The organism is Candidatus Enterococcus testudinis (assembly GCF_002140915.1).
Lineage (GTDB): Bacteria > Bacillota > Bacilli > Lactobacillales > Enterococcaceae > Enterococcus_D > Enterococcus_D testudinis.
Genome location: NZ_NGKU01000001.1, coordinates 348,956 through 365,424 on the forward strand (window position 1 = coordinate 348,956; position 16,469 = coordinate 365,424).

General features: G+C 42.9%; 17 protein-coding genes and 1 other annotated feature (1 of these 18 cut by a window edge). Of the genes, 16 read left to right on the top strand and 1 reads right to left on the bottom strand.

Annotated features, from left to right (window positions below):
- Window positions 1–21 (top strand) — a binding site (T-box leader); it begins 232 nt to the left of the window's first position.
- 135 nt (window positions 22–156) lie between these two features.
- From A5886_RS01785 to A5886_RS01860, 16 genes are all read left to right on the top strand, one after another.
- Complete coding sequence (locus A5886_RS01785) at window positions 157–630, top strand: S-ribosylhomocysteine lyase (RefSeq protein ID WP_086273353.1); 474 nt, start codon at window positions 157–159, stop codon at window positions 628–630.
- A 9-nt stretch (window positions 631–639) separates the two neighbouring features.
- On the top strand, window positions 640–1,410 hold the full coding sequence (locus tag A5886_RS01790; RefSeq protein WP_086273354.1) for an SDR family oxidoreductase: 771 nt from the start codon (window positions 640–642) through the stop codon (window positions 1,408–1,410).
- A gap of 49 nt (window positions 1,411–1,459) precedes the next feature.
- On the top strand, window positions 1,460–2,326 hold the full coding sequence (locus tag A5886_RS01795) for a MetQ/NlpA family ABC transporter substrate-binding protein (protein ID WP_086273355.1): 867 nt from the start codon (window positions 1,460–1,462) through the stop codon (window positions 2,324–2,326).
- A gap of 139 nt (window positions 2,327–2,465) precedes the next feature.
- A complete protein-coding gene (locus A5886_RS01800; protein ID WP_086273356.1) occupies window positions 2,466–3,242 on the top strand; it encodes a Cof-type HAD-IIB family hydrolase in 777 nt (258 codons plus the stop codon).
- 141 nt (window positions 3,243–3,383) lie between these two features.
- Window positions 3,384–3,806 carry a methylglyoxal synthase gene (gene mgsA / locus A5886_RS01805; RefSeq protein ID WP_086273357.1) on the top strand — a complete coding sequence of 141 codons (423 nt, stop codon included), beginning with the start codon at window positions 3,384–3,386 and terminating at the stop codon, window positions 3,804–3,806.
- Window positions 3,807–3,855: 49 nt separating this feature from the next.
- Window positions 3,856–5,076, top strand: a complete 1,221-nt coding sequence (gene pepT, locus A5886_RS01810; RefSeq protein WP_086273358.1) for a peptidase T — start codon at window positions 3,856–3,858, stop codon at window positions 5,074–5,076.
- Between the two features lie 178 nt (window positions 5,077–5,254).
- A complete protein-coding gene (locus tag A5886_RS01815; protein WP_086273359.1) occupies window positions 5,255–6,052 on the top strand; it encodes a TIGR00282 family metallophosphoesterase in 798 nt (265 codons plus the stop codon).
- 4 nt (window positions 6,053–6,056) lie between these two features.
- Window positions 6,057–6,443, top strand: a complete 387-nt coding sequence (locus A5886_RS01820) for a YlbF family regulator (RefSeq protein ID WP_373404586.1) — start codon at window positions 6,057–6,059, stop codon at window positions 6,441–6,443.
- Entirely contained in the window at window positions 6,427–8,979 is a 2,553-nt protein-coding gene (gene mutS, locus A5886_RS01825) for a DNA mismatch repair protein MutS (protein WP_086273360.1), read from the top strand. The genes A5886_RS01820 and mutS overlap by 17 nt, the downstream gene beginning before the upstream one ends.
- Before the next feature lie 15 nt (window positions 8,980–8,994).
- Entirely contained in the window at window positions 8,995–11,115 is a 2,121-nt protein-coding gene (mutL, locus tag A5886_RS01830; RefSeq protein WP_086273361.1) for a DNA mismatch repair endonuclease MutL, read from the top strand.
- Complete coding sequence (locus tag A5886_RS01835) at window positions 11,112–11,672, top strand: Maf family protein (protein ID WP_086273362.1); 561 nt, start codon at window positions 11,112–11,114, stop codon at window positions 11,670–11,672. The genes mutL and A5886_RS01835 overlap by 4 nt, the downstream gene beginning before the upstream one ends.
- An 80-nt stretch (window positions 11,673–11,752) precedes the next feature.
- Window positions 11,753–12,190, top strand: coding sequence for a peptide-methionine (R)-S-oxide reductase MsrB (gene msrB, locus A5886_RS01840; protein ID WP_086275955.1), 438 nt, complete (start codon window positions 11,753–11,755; stop codon window positions 12,188–12,190).
- A gap of 148 nt (window positions 12,191–12,338) precedes the next feature.
- Window positions 12,339–12,929: a Holliday junction branch migration protein RuvA gene (gene ruvA, locus A5886_RS01845; protein ID WP_086273363.1), complete on the top strand. Its 591-nt coding sequence runs from the start codon at window positions 12,339–12,341 to the stop codon at window positions 12,927–12,929.
- A 12-nt stretch (window positions 12,930–12,941) separates the two neighbouring features.
- Entirely contained in the window at window positions 12,942–13,946 is a 1,005-nt protein-coding gene (ruvB, locus tag A5886_RS01850) for a Holliday junction branch migration DNA helicase RuvB (protein WP_086273364.1), read from the top strand.
- A 196-nt stretch (window positions 13,947–14,142) separates the two neighbouring features.
- On the top strand, window positions 14,143–14,970 hold the full coding sequence (locus tag A5886_RS01855) for a helix-turn-helix domain-containing protein (RefSeq protein WP_086273365.1): 828 nt from the start codon (window positions 14,143–14,145) through the stop codon (window positions 14,968–14,970).
- Window positions 14,971–15,044: 74 nt separating this feature from the next.
- Window positions 15,045–15,458: a hypothetical protein gene (locus tag A5886_RS01860; protein ID WP_086273366.1), complete on the top strand. Its 414-nt coding sequence runs from the start codon at window positions 15,045–15,047 to the stop codon at window positions 15,456–15,458.
- Between the two features lie 75 nt (window positions 15,459–15,533).
- Here the strand turns inward: A5886_RS01860 and A5886_RS01865 are convergent, their stop codons facing one another.
- A complete protein-coding gene (locus tag A5886_RS01865; RefSeq protein WP_086273367.1) occupies window positions 15,534–16,409 on the bottom strand; it encodes a helix-turn-helix domain-containing protein in 876 nt (291 codons plus the stop codon).
- Window positions 16,410–16,469: the final 60 nt, after the last annotated feature.

A 16,469-nucleotide genomic window follows, 5' to 3' on the forward strand; every position in this document is an offset into this window, starting at 1 on the left:
GTAAGTTATTACATCCTTAGGAGAATACTCTCTTAAGGATTTTTTTTTACCTCGAAAAGCATAGCGCACAGATGCTTGATAATGTGGGCATGTAGATTAGAGGAAGAACACCTACCCGTAAAGAGGGCAATCAATCATAGAAAGCAGGAATAGCATATGGCAGAAGTAGAAAGCTTTACCCTTGATCACAACAAAGTAATCGCACCATACGTCAGAGTCATCACAACAGAAACTGGTCCAAAAGGGGACACGATCACCAATTATGATCTGCGGTTTGCGCAACCAAACAAAGCCGAAATCCCAACTGGCGCAATCCATACATTGGAACATTTGTTGGCGGCGTTACTAAGGGATCGGCTAGACGGTATTATCGATGTATCGCCCTTCGGTTGTCGAACTGGTTTCCATTTGATTGTTTGGGGCAAATATGAAGCAGCTGAAGTAGCGACAGCTTTGAAAGCTACCTTGACGCAAATTGTCGAAGACATCGAGTGGTCGGATGTTCAAGGCACCGACGCCAAAAGTTGCGGCAACTACAAGGATCATTCCTTATTTTCTGCTAAAGAATGGGCAAAATTGGTGTTGGAACAAGGCATTAGTGACGACGCATTTGTACGTCAAGTCGTGTAGAGGTGACCAATGGTTTTTTCTGAGCTGCAACAAAAAGTCGTCCTAATTATTGGTGGTGCCCAAGGAATCGGTGCGGCTGTTCGCCAGACATTTTTGTCTGAAGGGGCACGCATCGTTGATGCAGATATTCAGTATGGCAATGACTGGGATCAAGCAGAAGATGGTGCCTATCAAATCCATGTCGATATTAGCCAAGAAGCATCAATTGATCATTTGGTCGATACGTTAAAAAGACATCAGTTGGTTCCTGATGTCTTGGTGCATGTTGCTGGGTTATCGATCATGGATGCTTTTTTAACAAGTCGCACAGAAGATTTCGACTATGTCTTTGCAATCAATACAAGAGGCGCTTATCTGGTATTAAGAAAAATCGTCTCAGCGATGAAACAAGAGCAAACGTTGGGGCGAGTCATCGTCATTGCCTCTCAAGCCGGGAAGAATCCGTACCGCGGTATGAGTGCCTATGTCGCTTCGAAGCATGCGGTCATAGGCTTAACCAAGAATTTAGCCTTAGAAGTTGCCTCAGATGGTATTCTTGTGAATGCTGTATGTCCGGGGATCATCGAAACAACAATGAAGCAGCGGGAAAGAGTCGATGGGGCTCGATTGCGTGGTCTTTCAGTGACGGATATTGAAGCGGAAGATGCATCTCAAGTTCCTTTGGGGCGCACAGGAACACCACAAGATGTGGCGAATGTTGTCTTGTTCTTGGCCAGTTCTTTAGCGGCCTATTTGACCGGTCAAGCAATCAATGTGACCGGTGGGATGACAATGCACTAAGCCACGTTTATTAAAGGTTGAAGTAAGTCAAAAAGAAGGATGGATGAGAATGAAAAAATATGTAGGTGCAGGTTTATTATTTTCAGCTTTATTATTTGCAGGTTGTGGACAGCAAACAGATACTGCGGCCAGTGGCGAGTCCGATGAGCCGGAAAAAGTGATCATTGGTTCTGTCGGCAGTGATGCAGAAATCTGGAACTATATTGCCGGATTGGATGAAACGAAAGAGGCAGGGTTGTCGATCGAAGTCAAAGAAATCGATAGTGGTCCGCAGTTGAACACGGCAACAGTTGATGGAGAAGTGGATGTCAATGCCTTTCAATCGTTAGGTTATTTATTGAGTTTCAATAGTGATAGTGATAAAGACTTAGTCCCAATTGCGACGACCTATATGGAGCCAATGGGTATCTATTCGGACTCGATCGACGCTATTGCAGATGTTCCTGATGGCGCAGTGGTCGCTTTAGCAGATAACCCAGCAAACACGGCACGAGGGTTGCGGTTGTTAGAAGCCGCGGGATTGATCACACTAGCAGATGATTTTGACAATGGGACAGGCACGCCCTCTGATATCGTGGACAATCCCAAAAATCTGTCGTTCAAACTGATCGATGACACAACAGGCCCAAGAATCTTGCAAGATGTCGATTTGGCATTAATCAGTAATACGGTTGCTTTTGAAGGGGGATTGAATGTCTTGACTGATTCCCTGTACAAAGAAGAGATCGATCAAAACACCAAAACGAGTATCAATGTGCTGGTGACGACTGAAGAGAATGCAGATGATCCTGCCTTGCAAAAACTAGCTGATCTTTATCATAGTGATGAAGTGAAAGACTATATTGACGAAAACTTTGGCGGCACCAAAGTAGATGTGCAAGAGGATATCACGACGTTGTGGCAAGAAGTTCAATAATCATAGATTGAAAACAAGCCTCTTTTATGTAAGAATATAAATAAGATTGATGTTGAATGAACCCATTGTTCAACGATATATATCTAAAATATGTCTAAAAAAATGGATACTTCTTATAGAAAGAGAGCCTTAACCTTTTATGAATCGGAAATTCTTTGCCTTTGATATTGACGGAACACTGCTTGACTCGAACAAACAGCCTTTGGACAGTACAGTGGAGGCGTTGCAAACCTTACGTGATGCAGGTCATTTTGTGACTGTTGCGACTGGGCGCAGTCGTTTTCACGCCCAAGATGTGATTCGCTCCTTGGCCTTTGACAACTATATCTTATGTAACGGTGCGGCCGCCTTTTTGGCCCATCAGCAAGTATATAAGAATTTGTTGGATGAAGAACAATTGCATGCCTTTGTCGCTGAAGCCCATGATTTAGGGATCGATACGGCCTTTGTGGGTATGGATACGGCCAAACGTGCGTCTTCTTTGAATATTGAAAAGATGGAAGCAGCGATGCATTCCTTTGGTGCACAATTGCCTGAGTTGGATATGGATTTTCCAGAAGAAAAAGAAGTTTACCAAGCTTTGGCGTTTTATGACCAAGCATATGAGCATTATTTTGACGACAAATACAGCAAACTGCGGTTTGTCCGTTGGCATGAAAACAGTGTTGATGTGGTACCAAAAGAAGGGTCCAAAGCGGCTACGATTTTATACGTTGCAGAACAATTAGGTATTCGGCAAGCAGATGTTATCTGTTTTGGCGATGGTCAAAATGACCGGGAAATGTTGGCGGCGGCCGGTGTGGGTGTTGCAATGGGCAATGCTGTGCCAGCGAGTCTTGAAGCCGCAGATCTAGTGACTGCCAGCAATGATGAAGATGGTATTTGGTTGGCATTGAAAGAATTAAAACTGATTTGATTGAGAACATAGTGGGGCTTTTGCGGGCGCTGCTATGTTTTTTTGCATACCCAGCCAAGAAAGAGAACCAGTAAACAGCCGTTGTTTTTGCGACAATCACGCCAGATTATTGGTACAATAGAAAAAAAGGAGGATGCTAAGATGAAAATTGCATTGATTGCCCATGATCGGAAAAAAGAGGTCATGGTCAAACTGGTCACCGCGTATCGCGAGATTTTGGCGCAACATGAATTGTTCGCGACGGGGACGACTGGACAAAAAATTCAAGAAGCAACCAAATTGCCGGTACACCGTTTCAACTCAGGACCGCTAGGAGGAGACCAGCAAATTGGGGCGATGATTTCCCAAGATGACCTGGACCTCGTGATTTTTTTGCGAGATCCTTTAGCAGCGCAACCCCATGAACCCGATGTGACTGCCTTGATTCGCTTGTCGGATGTCTATGAGATTCCCTTAGCTACCAATATGGGCACCGCAGAAATCTTGCTGAGGGGACTGGCAGCGGGGTTTGCTGATTTTCGCGAGATCATCCATGAAACGGATCATCGTCCGTTGTCTTTTTAACCAGAAAGAACACTGTAAAGAATGATTGAAACAAGAAAGAAGTGTCTAAATGAAACAGATTTTGAACGATTTTTTGACCTATGCCAAAATGAACACCCGCTCTGATGCAACTAGCCAAACGATTCCAACAACACCCGGACAAGTCGAACTTGCGCTGCTGTTGAAAGAGCAACTCGTGGCGATGGGGTTGTCGGATGTCGCCTATCACGAAAAAAATAGCTTTGTGATTGGCCGATTGCCGGGTAACCCTGAGAAAGAAGCAATTGGGTTTATCGCCCATGTCGATACCGCTGACTTTGCGGCCGAGAACATCCAACCCCAGATCCACGAAAACTATGATGGCAAAGATGTTCTGCTTAATCGTGAACAACAGTTGATGATGCGGGTAGTTGAATTTCCTAATTTAACTGATTATATTGGACAAACACTGATCACCACTGATGGGACTACCTTGTTGGGTGCAGATGATAAAGCAGGTATCGCTGAAATCATTGATGCGCTTCGTGTATTGCAAGAACAAGATCCGCAGCAGCGAGGAGATGTCTGGGTGGCCTTTGGTCCGGACGAGGAGATTGGTCTTGGGGCAGATCGATTTGATCCGGCAGACTTTCCTGTCGCTTTCGCGTATACGATGGATAGTGGACGGATTGGCCACATGGAGTTTGAGACCTTTAATGCTGCGCGCATCGATATCACGATCCATGGGACCAGTGTTCACCCGGGTACGGCGTATGGCCGCTTGGTCAATGCCTTGAGAATCGCTGGGCAAATCGATGCTGCGCTGCCAGCAGATGAAGTGCCTGAGCAAACGAAAGCATATCAAGGCTTTTATTTGCTGCACAATTTGAGTGGTCATATCGGGCAAGCCGAAGTTTCCTATATCATACGTGATCATGATCATCAGCAATTTGAACAACGCAAAGCAACCATTGTAGCGATCATCGATGACTTGAACCGCCAGTATGGGCAAGAACGCATCACCTATAAGCTATATGATCAATACTATAATATGGGTGATTTGATCAAAGAAGATCCCCGCAGTATCGATGCCGCCAGAGCAGGGATGAAAGCGATCGGGATCACACCGATCGAAGAACCTTTCCGTGGTGGGACAGATGGTTCCAAAATCACGTATAAAGGCATTCCAACGCCAAATTTATTTACCGGTGGTGAAAACTTCCATGGACAGTATGAATTCATCACAGTGGAAGCAATGGAAACGGCACGCGATTTGATCGTGGCAATCGTAGCGTATGTGGGCACCAAATAAATCTTGATGCGTAAAATAGCGACGCGTACCTAAAAAAAGGACGCGTCTTTTTTGCGGTTTGTCCCAGAATGAAGTGTTTTTGTCAAAAAGGTGCAAGCGTTGATCGAGGAATGCACCTTTTTTTTCTGGATCAAAACCCTTATAATAGAAAAGAAGTGAAAAGAGAAGAGGAAATCGAGTGCGGGTATTATTTATTGGAGATGTTGTTGGATCATTGGGTAGAGAAACGATTACAGAGTATTTGCCTAAGCTAAAGAAAGCGTATCGTCCGCAAGTGACGATCGCCAATGGTGAGAATGCGGCAGCTGGTCGCGGGATTACTGGGAAAATTTATAAGAAGTTTTTACAAGATGGTATCGATGTAGTTACGTTGGGGAACCATACGTGGGACAATCGAGATATTTTTGACTTTATTGGCGATGCCAAAAAAATGATCAGACCTGCCAATTTTCCAGAAGGTACGCCGGGTGTGGGAATGGTGTTTGTCAAAGTCAATACGATCGAGTTGGCGGTGATCAATATGCAAGCCCGCTCATTTATGGTCGATTTAGATGATCCGTTTCGGAAAATGGATGAATTGTTGGCTATCGCACGCAAGCGGACACCCTATATCTTTGTTGATTTCCACGGTGAAACCACCAGTGAAAAACAAGCAATGGGGTGGTATTTAGATGGCCGGGTCTCGGCTGTTGTCGGTACACATACCCATGTCCAAACCAATGATGCTCGTATCCTGCCTCAAGGGACAGCGTATTTATCAGATGTCGGCATGACTGGACCATACGATGGCATTTTGGGCATGAAAAGAGAAGCTGTCATCGAAAAGTTCTTGACCGCATTGCCGCAGCGCTTTGAAGTGGTAGAAAAAGGGCGCAGTATTCTATCCGCATGCTTGATCGAGATCGATGAAACAACTGGAAAAGCCAAATCGATCAAACCAATCCAAATCAGCGAAGATCGACCATTTACGGAGTAATATTATGGACCAACTAGAGAAAGAACCAAAAATCGCCAGTGCATTAGCGACACTCAAACAGCTTTTGGCGGATCATTCTGTCGTCCGAGACTTTCAAGAAATCCAACAGCGTGCTTTGGAGAACCCAAAGCTGCAAGCGTTGGAAGAAGCAATCAAACAGGCACAAAAAGAGATGGTCCAATACGAGCATTACGAAAAACCCGAGGCCGCTCATGCTGCCCGTCTTACCTATGAAACATTGACAAAAGAATATGATGCTCACCCGATCGTGGTTGCCTATCGGGTGGCTTTACAAGAAGCAGACGACCTGTTACACTATGTGACCATTGAAATCCAAAAGCAAGTGAATATGACCATTCAGGAGGAGGAACAACATGCCTCAGAAGACTAAAAACACTCCGATGATGGAACAGTATTTAAGCATCAAGGCACAATACCAAGATGCTTTTTTGTTCTATCGTTTAGGAGATTTCTATGAGTTATTCAATGAAGATGCGATCAAAGCAGCCCAAATTTTAGAACTGACATTGACCAGCCGCAACAAGAACGCGGATGATCCGATTCCAATGTGTGGTGTTCCCTATCATGCGGCCAGCAATTATATCGATACCTTGATTAATCAAGGCTATAAAGTAGCCATTTGCGAGCAAGTAGAAGATCCGAAGACCACCAAAGGGATGGTCAAACGGGAAGTCGTCCAATTGATCACGCCGGGAACGGTCATGGACACCAAGGGGTTGGCAGCAAAAGAAAACAACTTTTTAACAGCTGTCGCCCAAATAAATCAACAATATGGCTTTGCCTATGTTGATTTAAGTACTGGTGAGTTGAAAGCTGCTCTCTTAGAAGATGAGGAGGCAGTTTTGAACGAAGCAGCTGCGTTGCAAACAAAGGAAGTCGTCTTGTGCAGTGAAATTCCAGAGACGCTACATAACTTGTTGGCGACTCGATTAGCAGTTGTTTTTTCTACACAAGAAACCAATGATGACAATGCTGAATTTCAATTTCTCACAAGTCAATTGACGGATTCTGCTGCAAAAGAAGTCACCGGACGACTACTGACCTATTTATCCGTGACGCAAAAGCGTAGTTTGGCTCATATTCAACAAGCAGTCGCTTATCAGCCCGACCACGCATTGAAAATGGACCATTATTCTAAATTTAATTTAGAACTGAGCCAATCGATTCGGACAGGGAAGAAGCAAGGCACCTTGTTGTGGCTGCTGGATGAAACCAATACAGCTATGGGTGGACGACTATTGAAACAATGGTTGGATCGTCCGCTGATCCAGCCGAAGAAAATCGTTGCCCGCCAAGAAATGGTTCAATCTTTATTAGATAGTTTCTTTGAACGAGGGGATCTGCAAGACGCGTTGACGAAAGTTTATGATATGGAGCGTTTGGTTGGTCGAGTGGCGTTTGGCAATGTCAATGGACGTGACCTGCTGCAATTGAAATCTTCCTTGATGCAAGTACCATTGATTGCCAATCTATTAGAAGGTATCAATCGTGGGGAATGGAATGATCTATTATTAGAATTGACCCCGATGGATGATCTGGTTGCGTTGATTGAGGCAGCGATCGATGAAGATGCACCATTGCTGATCACGGAAGGCAATATCATCAAAGATGGTTTTCATCCCCAATTGGATGAATATCGGACCGCCATGCGTGATGGCAAACAATGGCTAGCTGAACTGGAAGCCCAAGAGCGGCAAGCGACGGGTGTCAAAACATTGAAAGTCGGCTTCAACCGCGTATTCGGCTATTATATTGAGATCACCAAAGCCAATTTGGTCAATCTTGATACCTCTCGCTATGAACGCAAACAAACCTTAGCCAATGCGGAACGGTTTATATCGCCTGAATTGAAACGGCTAGAAACGTTGATTTTAGAAGCCGAAGAAAAATCGGTTGATTTAGAATACCGCTTGTTTTTAGAAGTGCGAGAAGAGGTCAAAAAAAGCATCGCCCGCCTACAAAAGTTAGCCAAAGCGGTCAGTGCTGTAGATGTCTTGCAAAGCTTTGCGACGATCTCAGAGCGGTATCAGTATGTTCGGCCAACGATTGCCGCAAAACGTGCGGTATCAATCATTGAAGGTCGGCATCCGGTGGTAGAAAAAGTCTTGGGTCACCAAGAATATATCCCCAATAGTATCGTGATGAATGAGGATACGGAGATATTGTTGATCACCGGGCCTAATATGTCTGGTAAAAGTACTTATATGCGTCAGTTTGCATTATTGGTGATCATGGCCCAAATCGGCTGCTTTGTACCAGCGCAATCTGCGGAAATGCCGATATTTGATCGGATCTTCACTCGGATTGGAGCCAGTGACGATCTGATTGCGGGTCAAAGTACCTTTATGGTAGAAATGATGGAAGCCAATCAAGCCCTTCGTCATGCGACACCGAATAGTTTGATTCTCTTTGATGAATTAGGAAGAGGGACCGCAACATATGATGGCATGGCCTTGGCACAAGCGATCATTGAGTATATCCACAAAGAAGTTCGTGCCAAGACTTTGTTTTCTACCCACTACCATGAATTGACCGTCTTAGATGAATCACTCACTAAGTTACGCAACATTCATGTAGGCGCTGTTGAAAAAGATGGAGAAGTCGTGTTCTTACACAAAATGATGGAAGGCGCGGCAGACAAAAGTTATGGGATCCATGTTGCCAAAATCGCTGGTCTACCAAGTCCGCTGCTGCAAAGAGCGGCAACGATCCTGAAAGCCTTGGAAGAACATGAACCAACAGTCCAACCGAAACCCCAGATCGAAGAAAATCAGCAACTGTCTTTATTTAGTGAAATCTCGACAGAAGAAATTGGTGTCATCGATCAATTGAAAAAGTTGAATCTATTAGAAATGACGCCGATGGATGCCTTGAATACGTTATACGCATTGCAAAAACGAATCTAGAAAGAAGGGCAGCAGATGGGAAAGATCCAAGAATTATCCGAACGTCTTGCCAACCAAATCGCTGCCGGTGAAGTGGTGGAACGCCCTGCATCGGTGGTCAAAGAATTAGTCGAAAATGCCGTCGATGCTGGCAGCACACAAATCGATATTTTTATAGAAGAAGCTGGATTGCGGAAGATTCAAGTCATCGATAATGGGGAAGGTATTGTTGAAGAAGACGTGTTAACAGCCTTCAAACGGCATGCCACCAGCAAGATCCATAACCGTGATGACCTGTTTCGTATTCGAACGCTGGGATTTCGCGGGGAAGCTTTACCGAGTATTGCCTCTGTATCTGTCTTGAGTATCGAAACGGCAGTTAAAGAAGCTGAGCAAGGGACCTTTGTCCGGTTAAAAGGCGGAACTGTAGAAGAACACAAACCAGCCAATTTACGGCAAGGAACCAAAATCACTGTTGAAAACTTGTTTTTCAATACACCGGCTCGCTTGAAATATGTCAAAACGCTGCAGACTGAATTGGCAAATATTGGCGACATCGTGAACCGCATCGCCCTTAGTCATCCAGAAATTGCTTTTCGTCTGATCCATGAAGGCAATCCAATGCTGAGAACCACAGGAAATGGCATCTTAAAGCAGACGATTGCTGGTATTTACGGCGTCGACACCGCCAAAAAAATGGTGGCCATCGATACTGCTGATTTAGATTTCAAAGTCACCGGTTTTGTTTCATTGCCGGAGGTGACACGTGCCAGCCGGAATTACCTATCCACGATCATCAATGGCCGTTATATCCGCAACTTTGCCTTGAACAAAGCGATTGTGGCGGGCTATGGCTCCAAATTGATGATCGGTCGTTTTCCGATTGCTGTTCTTGAGATCCAAATGGATCCCTTATTGGTAGATGTCAATGTACATCCAACCAAACAGGAAGTGCGTTTATCTAAAGAAGCGGAATTGACCAAATTGATTAGTGCAGCAATCAACGAAGCGCTACGGGAAATCAATTTGATCCCCAATGCAGCGGATAATCTGCGCTTCAAAAAGAAAGTCACAGACCAGCCCAAAGCAGAGCAGATGGGGTTAGCGCTAGAAAATCCCCAAGAAAATGCCGGGTTGTACTTCAATCGGCAAACGGGGAAATTCGAACTCGATCAGACTTATCAACAGACTGTGGATAAGTCTGTGGAAAAACCTGTGGAGGAAGGTGGAAAACTTCCTGAAGACGAAACGCGCTATACTGAAAGTAATGTTGAAAACAGTATGGAACGCAATGGACAACGTCCTGACGACTTTACGAATGTAGCAGCATCTTTACCGAATAAGCCCATTAAACCAGCTTTTATTGAGGAATCTTTTCCTGATGAACCAGCCATCGAGCAAAGGGATGAGTCGCAATCGGTGCCAATCACAGACACTTCCGTTGAAAAGGCTGCAATCAGCCACTTGCATCCAGAAATCCATGGTGGGGACAAAAACTACTTGAAGACGGTGGATCGTCTATTAGAAGAGGCACCGGCCAAGGAGCGCTTTCCTCGTTTAGATTATTTTGGTCAAATGCACGGTACGTATTTATTTGCGCAGAGTGAACAAGGTCTCTATATCGTCGATCAACATGCCGCGCAAGAGCGGATCAAATATGAATATTTTCGTGAAAAAATCGGTGATGTCACCAATGATCTCCAAAACTTGCTGGTACCGATCGTCTTGGATTATCCCAATAGTGATGCCTTACAGATTCAAGAAAAAAGTCCGCAGCTGGCAGAAGTGGGTATCCATTTAGCGCCATTTGGGGCCAATAGTTTTATTTTACGGGCACATCCGACGTGGTATCCAAGTGGAGAAGAAGAATCGATCGTACGAGAAATGATCGATATGCTTTTGACTACTGGCAGTGTCAGTGTCAAAAAGTTCCGAGAAGCGGTGGCGATCATGATGAGTTGCAAACGATCGATCAAAGCCAATCATTACTTGAACGAAGCGCAAGCCCGCAGGTTGCTGATTGATTTGGCGCAGTGTGAAAATCCCTTTAATTGCCCCCATGGTCGTCCGGTACTGATTCATTTCACCAATAGTGATATGGAGCGGATGTTCAAACGAATCCAAGATCCTCATGGCGCAAGGAGTGCAATCGAATGATTATTCTGGCATCACAATCACCTAGAAGAAAAGCACTACTGGCGGAATTGGTGCCTGCATTTACGATCCAACCAGCAGACATTGATGAGCGTGTCCATGCAGGGGAATCACCCATTCCCTATGTCAAACGCATGGCGGCTGAAAAAGCGGCTGTCGTGGCGGCAATCTACCCCGATGATTTAGTGATCGCCAGCGACACAACGGTGGCCATTGATGATGAGATTTTCGGGAAGCCACTCGATCGACAAGATGCGCAGCACATGCTGCAACGCATGAGCGGCAGAAAGCACTGGGTCCATACAGCTGTCTATTTGCAAAAAGGCGAGCAACAGCGGCAAGCAGTTGTCTCTGCGGAAGTCAGCTTCAGTCCCTTGACAGATGAAATGATCCAACAGTATCTTGATTTAGAAGAATATGCGGACAAAGCAGGTGCCTATGGTATCCAAGGAGCAGCAAAAGTATTCGTCGAATCGATCCATGGCGATTTTTATACAATCGTTGGTTTTCCAGTCAATACTGTAGGCCGTTTGCTGGCTGAATTTTCGGATAAGCCCTAAGCATGTCAGTTTACAATCCTGCCAAAAAGAGGCAGAATAAATGCAACAGGATGAGTCAAAATTTGAAAGCAGGTGACATCATGACAAAAGAAAATAAAGAAACATTGAAAGAAACTCTTTCACCGATCGAGTATGCTGTCACGCAAGAAAATGCGACAGAACGCCCATTTACTGGGGAATACGATGACTTCTATGAAAAAGGTATCTATGTTGATATCGTCAGCGGCGCGCCATTATTTGCATCAACAGATAAATTTGATGCAGGCTGCGGCTGGCCGTCTTTCTCCAAACCAATCAGTCGTCAAGATATCCAAGAGAAAGCCGATTTCTCCCACGGGATGCATCGCGTAGAAGTGCGCAGCAAAGAAGCGGATTCCCATTTGGGTCATGTCTTTTCAGACGGTCCGCAAGACAAAGGTGGTTTGCGCTATTGCATCAATTCAGCAGCGCTCACATTCATCCCGCTGGCCGACATGGATGAAAAAGGCTACGGCGAATTCAAATCAGTCGTCGAATAACAACATTCACTTGAGAAATCAGCAGGATGTACCATTGTTTTGACAGCAATGGAACATGCAGCTTTAGGACTGTCTTTGTGGGCAGTCCTTTTTTTGACCCTCAGTCTATGCTACAATAAAGGGAACGTATGTACAGAAAGGAAAGCACATGTACGAATATATTATAGGCAAAGTAACGGATATCTTCCCAGCGTATATCGTGGTCGAGTCCTATGGCATCGGCTATCAGATCGCTTTTGGCAATCCGTATTCATTTAGCGGCAAACTCAACCAAGAAGTCAAAATCTACCTGCACCAAGTCATCCGAGAAGACGCCCACAGTCTCTACGGCTTTTCGACGATTGAAGGCAAGCAGTTATTCCTAAAACTGATCAGCGTATCTGGAATAGGTCCAAAGAGCGCATTGGCGATCATGGCCAACGACGATCATGCTGGCTTGATCACAGCAGTTGAAAATGAAGATGTCACCTATTTGATCAAGTTTCCCGGAGTCGGCAAGAAAACTGCCCAACAAATGGTCCTTGACTTGAAAGGCAAGCTGGCAGAACTTGTAGGAGAAGCAGCTATTTTACCGGTGACCGTCGCAACCACCGCATTAGAAGAAGCGCTAGAAGCGTTGAAAGCCCTAGGTTATAGTGACAAAGAAATCAAAAAAGTCGAGAAGCAATTGGCAACCAATACAACGAAGTCTACCGATGAATACTTAAGGGAAGCCCTTCGTTTAATGATGAAAAAATAGGGAGGGATCAGCGTGACAGAGGAACGGATCGTTTCACCAGAGTCCAATGAACAAGAAGAAATCATCGAAAAATCACTGCGTCCACAATCCCTTGCCCAATACATCGGACAAAATAAAGTCAAACAAGAATTAAGTATCTATATTCAAGCAGCCAAGAATCGTGAAGAAGCGCTGGATCACGTATTGCTGTATGGACCACCAGGTTTAGGGAAAACCACGATGGCGATGGTGATTGCCAATGAGATGGCTGTCCAAATCAAGACGACCAGCGGACCAGCGATTGAGAAACCCGGCGATTTGATTGCCGTCTTGAATGAATTACAACCTGGCGACGTACTGTTTATCGATGAGATCCACCGCCTGCCGCGTGTGGCTGAGGAAATGCTTTATTCAGCGATGGAAGACTTTTATGTAGATATCATGGTCGGTCAAGGAACAACTGCGCATCCGGTCCACTTTCCATTGCCACCATTTACATTAGTTGGGGCAACTACTCGAGCAGGAATGCTGTCTGCACCATTGCGGGATCGCTTTGGCATCATCTCCCATATGCAATATTATGAAGAAGCAGATTTGAAAGAAATCGTGCAGCGCACAGCGTCGATCTTTCAAACCGATATCGTAGAAGAAGGGGCGATCGAGATTGCGCGCCGCTCCAGAGGAACACCGCGGATCGCCAATCGGCTGCTGAAACGTGTGCGGGATTACGCGCAAGTACAAGCGGACGGAGTGATTGATCGAATGATTGCAGATCAAGCGCTGCAATTGCTGGCAGTGGACCATGCTGGATTGGATTATGTCGATCAAAAGTTGATCCGCACGATGATCGAACTGTACCATGGCGGTCCGGTGGGACTGAGTACGATCGCCGTCAACATTGGTGAAGAAACCGAAACTGTAGAAGATATGTATGAGCCATTCTTGATCCAAAAAGGATTTCTCAAACGCACCCCTCGGGGAAGAGTGGCAACACAAATGGCCTACGATCACTTTGGTTATCCATATACGGAAGCATAACAAACAGATGTTAGAAATGAGCACTCAGAGATGAGTGTTTTTTTTGAGGAAAATTCAGGTGACATTCATAAGCTTTTTGGAGATAGTAAACAGTGAATAAGGGTTATTTTGAACGATGATCAGCCAATTATCAGTAAACTGGTTATGCGTCATTTGATAATTAGTATATGATTTATTGATATAGGAGGTATGATATATGGAACGGCAATTATTCGGAAAAGAACTCAGAAGAATACGTAAAGAAAAAAAACTCTCTCAGTATGAGCTTGCAGATGGTATTTGTTCACAAGCAATGCTTTCGTCAATTGAATTAGGTAAATATCTACCTAATGTTCAAATTATAGTGAAATTATGTATTAGACTTGGATTAAATGCGAATCAATTAATACTAAACAATCATTATGAGATAAGTCCCGTTGAAAAAAACAAAGAAAAATGCGAAGAGTTATGCAATAAGCATGATTATGCTGAGCTAAATACTTTTTTAGAAAGTAAACCGGTTCTTAATTCGATTGAAACAAGGTTGGAGATGCAAGCGTATTATTACTACCTAGCTTGTACGCAATTTCATTTAGATCGAGATCGTCAAGAGAGCCTTCGGAGTTTCAATCTATCTTTGGCAGAGTCAGAAAAAGGTATTAACTCACTTAGTCTATTGGCTTTAATGGGAATAGCAACGGTATATGCCCAATTAGGTAAAAAGGAAAGTACTTTATATTATATAAATAAAGTAATGTTTAAAATGAAGGCTATAAACTACGAAGAGAATTTAAACATATTATTCTATCTTAAAGCCTTTGCATATTTTAATCTGAATATGCTTGTTGATGCATATACTTCAATTGAGGAGGGGATTGAGTTTATTACAGTGCATAATTCTCACTATATGCTTGGGAATATATTTTTTCTAGCATCTAAGATTGCAGAGAAAGCTGAGCAAGAAAATAATCAACGCGAGCGTATTCAGGAAAGTAAAATGTTTGAAAAACTTTTTAACGAAAAAATTTTTAGATATATTTCTTAAATATTAGGATACTGATTATGAAGCGTATGGATTTTTTTGTATGCTTTATTCATCAAAAGAAGGAGGTAATAGACATGTATAAACCATTATTTACAAATATTGTAATGATTTCTCAAAAAAAAGAACAGGTGGTAGCATTTTTAGAAAATCCAAAAAATATTATAAAGTGGGACTCAGAGGTTGCATTGGTAGAAGAGGATCAAAATGTAGTAAATATTAGTCGGGTGCACGAGGCACTCAATAATAAAGAGAGTATATCAATAGAAAGCAATGACGAAAGAATTATTTACAACATCAAAGGAGACCGTCTTGACTATCAGGTTATGTTTGAATTGGAAGAAGAGAATGGATTGTTGGAAATATCAGAAACAGTACTTTTACCAGTGAAAGCAAATCGGAACCTACCGATAAAATTATTGAAACCAGTAGCCAAACATGCATTTGCAAATAAATTGGAAAATTTAGCCGCAGTGGTTGAACAATTGTAATGAAAAAGTTGCATTAAAATAAGCTTAATGAATTCTAAAATAATAATCATCTTATTTTAAAACTAGTTATCTAAATTAGAAACGTGTATACACACTGTCATGAAAGATACTATTCATCAATTTATACGATTGAAAAGCTGTGTTTGCAAGGTCATCATTGTTTTGCATTTCATGGCATTTTGCGAGTAAGAAAAACATATTTGAAAGCATATAATGGGATTGGTGACTTCCAGCATAGTCGATTCCTTCAGTCAGTAATTTAATCGCTTTCGAGATTTTTTGTTGTTTTACAAGAGAAAAAGCATACTGATAAAAAAAAGTGTTTATACTATCTTCATAAATTGAAACTTGTGAATGATTAATTGCTCGATGGACATCTTCGAAATGCTCAGAAGCAGTTTCAAACATATTGAGATCAGTAAGTACGATACCTAAACTACTTTTAACAGATATATCTAATGGAGTCATAAATTCAAATTTTATACGATTTGTCTTTGAATAGCTTAATGCTAATTGTAAATATCTTTTAGCTGTTGTAAGTTCTGAAGTGGTTTGGTAAAGGGCACACCCAAAATAATAATAATAGAGTTGTAAATCTTCATTGTTATCTAAAATATCAATAATTTTAGAATCGGCAATATAATCTAAAAGCAAATCATATTTGTGGCTTTCACAATATGATTTGACTCTGCAAAAAAATCTGGAAATTATATCGTTATCTATGTGAGAGCTCTGTAAGATATGATCCATAGAGATATTAAGACGTTTACAAATTTGACCCAACAAAATTGAATTAGCAGCATACTGGCCATTCTCGATACTACTAATCATTGATTGAGAGCAAATGCCGCGCGCTAGATTTTTTTGAGACATGTTTAATTTAATTCTAGAATCTTTAATGACATTACCCAGCTTTTTGGAAATATCATTCATACTTGAAAAATTATCCATATCGTCTCTCTTTCTTGATCTTTATGATATTGAAATTCAATTCTATTATGTTGATTATAC

Coding starts and splice junctions, on each gene's coding strand:
- mutS (WP_086273360.1), top strand. CDS start 6,427: ATGCCTCAGAAGACTAAAAACACTCCGATGATGGAACAGTATTTAAGC.
- A5886_RS01835 (WP_086273362.1), top strand. CDS start 11,112: ATGATTATTCTGGCATCACAATCACCTAGAAGAAAAGCACTACTGGCG.
- mutL (WP_086273361.1), top strand. CDS start 8,995: ATGGGAAAGATCCAAGAATTATCCGAACGTCTTGCCAACCAAATCGCT.
- A5886_RS01855 (WP_086273365.1), top strand. CDS start 14,143: ATGGAACGGCAATTATTCGGAAAAGAACTCAGAAGAATACGTAAAGAA.
- A5886_RS01865 (WP_086273367.1), bottom strand. CDS start 16,409: ATGGATAATTTTTCAAGTATGAATGATATTTCCAAAAAGCTGGGTAAT.
- pepT (WP_086273358.1), top strand. CDS start 3,856: ATGAAACAGATTTTGAACGATTTTTTGACCTATGCCAAAATGAACACC.
- A5886_RS01795 (WP_086273355.1), top strand. CDS start 1,460: ATGAAAAAATATGTAGGTGCAGGTTTATTATTTTCAGCTTTATTATTT.
- A5886_RS01800 (WP_086273356.1), top strand. CDS start 2,466: ATGAATCGGAAATTCTTTGCCTTTGATATTGACGGAACACTGCTTGAC.
- A5886_RS01790 (WP_086273354.1), top strand. CDS start 640: ATGGTTTTTTCTGAGCTGCAACAAAAAGTCGTCCTAATTATTGGTGGT.
- ruvA (WP_086273363.1), top strand. CDS start 12,339: ATGTACGAATATATTATAGGCAAAGTAACGGATATCTTCCCAGCGTAT.
- A5886_RS01860 (WP_086273366.1), top strand. CDS start 15,045: ATGTATAAACCATTATTTACAAATATTGTAATGATTTCTCAAAAAAAA.
- A5886_RS01785 (WP_086273353.1), top strand. CDS start 157: ATGGCAGAAGTAGAAAGCTTTACCCTTGATCACAACAAAGTAATCGCA.
- msrB (WP_086275955.1), top strand. CDS start 11,753: ATGACAAAAGAAAATAAAGAAACATTGAAAGAAACTCTTTCACCGATC.
- A5886_RS01820 (WP_373404586.1), top strand. CDS start 6,057: ATGGACCAACTAGAGAAAGAACCAAAAATCGCCAGTGCATTAGCGACA.
- mgsA (WP_086273357.1), top strand. CDS start 3,384: ATGAAAATTGCATTGATTGCCCATGATCGGAAAAAAGAGGTCATGGTC.